Source organism: Kitasatospora sp. MBT63 (assembly GCF_000710465.2).
Classification (GTDB): domain Bacteria; phylum Actinomycetota; class Actinomycetes; order Streptomycetales; family Streptomycetaceae; genus Kitasatospora.
Genome location: NZ_JAIZ01000604.1, coordinates 1 through 2733, shown reverse-complemented (window position 1 = coordinate 2733; position 2733 = coordinate 1). Strand labels below are relative to the sequence as shown.

At 75.6% G+C, this 2733-nt stretch carries 2 protein-coding genes and 1 pseudogene; 1 reads left to right on the top strand and 2 read right to left on the bottom strand.

The features are described 5' to 3' along the window. Window positions 1-99 precede the first annotated feature (99 nt). Window positions 100-846, top strand: a complete 747-nt coding sequence (locus AA75_RS31755; protein WP_033823790.1) for an SUMF1/EgtB/PvdO family nonheme iron enzyme — start codon at window positions 100-102, stop codon at window positions 844-846. 60 nt (window positions 847-906) lie between these two features. On the opposite strand, the gene AA75_RS31750 is transcribed toward AA75_RS31755, so the two are convergent. Together AA75_RS31750 and AA75_RS50015 are read right to left on the bottom strand one after the other, a co-directional pair. Continuing rightward, window positions 907-2127 (bottom strand): serine hydrolase, encoded by a 1221-nt coding sequence (locus AA75_RS31750; protein ID WP_033823789.1) that lies wholly within the window; start codon window positions 2125-2127, stop codon window positions 907-909. Between the two features lie 106 nt (window positions 2128-2233). Then, a pseudogene (locus AA75_RS50015) lies at window positions 2234-2733 on the bottom strand (hypothetical protein); the annotation flags it as partial.

Here is a 2733-nt window from a genome sequence, read left to right as displayed (position 1 = left end):
GAACCAGACAACCGTCACGGTAAGCACCGTTGCAGTACTAGGGGCCGGTGCCGGGCGGGCGAGCGGGCGGTGTCGGTCCCCGGTGGCAGACTCCCGCGCATGACGAGTACCACCATGACACTCGACCGCTGGAGGTCCGCGACGGATGACCGGGCCCGGGTGCACGCGGCCGCGGTGGCCGCCCGGGTCGGGGCGCCGCAGTGGACCCTCGAACGGTCCGAGGCCGGTCCGGTGGCCCTGTTCCGGCTGGGCGGGCGGGAGTTCGCCCTGGTGCCGGGCGGCCCGGCCGAGCTGGGGGTCGACCCGGCGGCCTTCCGTCCGACCGCCGAGCAGGCGGCCTCGTACGCGCGGAGCGTCGAGGAGTTCGGCTTCCCCGCCGACCTCGCCGCCCACCTGGCACGGGTGCTGGCCCCGCGGCGCTCGGTGCTGCTGCCGTCCTTCCTGATGAGCGTCGAACCGGCCGAGGCCGACGGGGAGCGGGGGTGGGACGACGGCGTACGGCTGCCCACCCCCGACGAGTGGGAGTACGCCTGCGGGGCGGGCGCCCGCACCCTGTTCCGGTGGGGCGACGGGCATCCGGCGACCGCGGACCCGTTCAGCGCGCCCGACGGTCCGCACCTGCGGGCCAACGCCTTCGGCCTGCGGATCGCCCGGGACCCGTACCGGCCGGAGCTGACCTCGGAGCCGGGCGTCGTGTGCGGCGGTGACGGCGGCGAGGCCACCTGCGGCGGCTACGGATCCTTCCTGGCCTGGCTCCCGCTCGCGCCCGCCTTCCGTGACCCGGGCCTCGCCGAACTCCTGGACGAGGAGGACTTCCTCGGCCGCGCGGTGATCGACCTGCGGTGATCGATCCACGGTGACCGACCGGCGCCGACCGGCCTCCGGCGGGGTGCCGGTGCGGGCCGTTCAGTCGTCGATGGCCTGGTAGGCGAGGGTGCGGAAGTCGCGGACCAGCTCGGGCGGTTCGGGGCTGGCCCAGGCACGCTGGGTGAGCAGCAGCAGGGTCAGCTCCTCGCGCGGGTCGGCGGTCCAGCAGGTGCCGAGGCCGCCGTCCCAGCCGAACGAGCCGACCGAGCGGGCGAGGTCGGTGCGCACGGTGGTGACACCCATCCCGAATCCCCAGCCGAAGTCGTCGAACTGGCCGGGGAACAGCCCGGAGGCGTTCTTCTGGGCGGGGGTCAGCTGGTCGGTCGTCATCAGTTCGACGGCCGGCCGGGACAGTACCCGGCGCCCGGCGTACCGGCCGAGGCCCAGCAGCATCTGGCTGAAGGCGAGGTAGTCGTCGGCGGTGGACACCAGCCCGGCGCCGCCGCCGGGGAAGGCCGGCGGCCGGCTCCAACTACCGTCCGCAGGAGGGTCGTACGGGATCAGCGCGCCGTCGGCGGGGTTGCTCAGGTAGCTGGTGGTGAAGCGGTCGAGCTTGGCGGCGGGGACGCTGAAGGAGGTGTCGCGCATGCCCAGCGGCTCGAAGATCCGCTCGTGCATGAACTCCTCCAGCGGCCGGCCGGCGGCGCGGGCGACCAGGACCCCGGTCACCTCCGCGCCGGTGTGGTACACCCAGCGCTCGCCGGGCTGGTGGAACAGCGGGAGGGTGGCGAGCCGGCGCAGCCACTCGTCCGGCTCCGGGTCCTTGGCCGGGTCCGGCGGGCCGATGTGCAGGCCGGTGTCGGCGACCGCCTGCTGAACGGGGTAGGTGCCCGGCGGGGCCATCAGTGCGCCGTAGCCGAGCCGGAAGGTCAGCAGATCGCGCAGGGTGATCGGCCGCAGGGCGGGCACGGTGTCCTCGACCGGGCCGTCCAGTGCGCGCAGCACCCGGCGGTCGGCGAGTTCGGGCAGCAGGGCGTCGACCGGGTCGTCCAGCCGCAGCCGGCCCTCCTCGACCAGGATCATCGCGGCGGTGGCGGTGACCGGTTTGGTCATCGAGGAGATCCGGAAGATGCTGTCGCGCCGCATCGGTTCGCCGCCGCCGGCCGCCAGGGTGCCGTGCACCTCGATGTGCACGTGTCCGCGCCGCTGCACCACCGCCACCAGCCCGGGCACCTCGCCGCGCTCCACGTAGCCGGCCAGCACCTGGCGCAGCCGGGCGAGCCGCGCCTCCGACAGCCCGCCGTCGCTCACATCACTCATCCGTCGCTCACTCCTCCGGTGGTCACCTCGGGGAGTGTCGCCGCTACGGGTGCGGGTCATGCGGCGCGCCGCGGGACGTCACCCGGCTGCGCGGGGACGCGGGGGGTCAGCGGAACGAGAACCCTTCGATCTCCGCGCACGCCGTGGCGCTCGGGCAGCGCGCGAACAGGTAGACGTTGTGCAGCCCGGTGACCGCCCGGGTCAGCCGGGTCTCGGGCGCGGCGGGGCGGGCCGCGGCGACCGGTGGCGTACCGGGGTCGTCCAGCCGTACCAGGATCTCGGCGGACTCCGCCCCGCGCGGGTCGAACCGGATCCTCACGAAGGTCTTCGGGGTGGCGCCGAAGTCCACGTTGTCGAACCGGAGCCAGCCGGCGGGGGTCAGCGCCCGGCCGGTCGCGGAGATCGGCGCGGTGCCCTCCGCGGCGGCGAAGGCGGAGGCGGGGATCAGGGTGGTCGCGGGGGTGGTGACCCCCGGCCGTGACGGGAGGAGGCGTGCCGCGGCGGACGGCGGCGGCCCGGCCGCCGCCGGTGCCGCGGGCGGTGGGCCGCCGAACCCGGCGGCCAGCGCGGCCACCAGCGCGAGGACGGACCCGGCGGCGAGCTCGG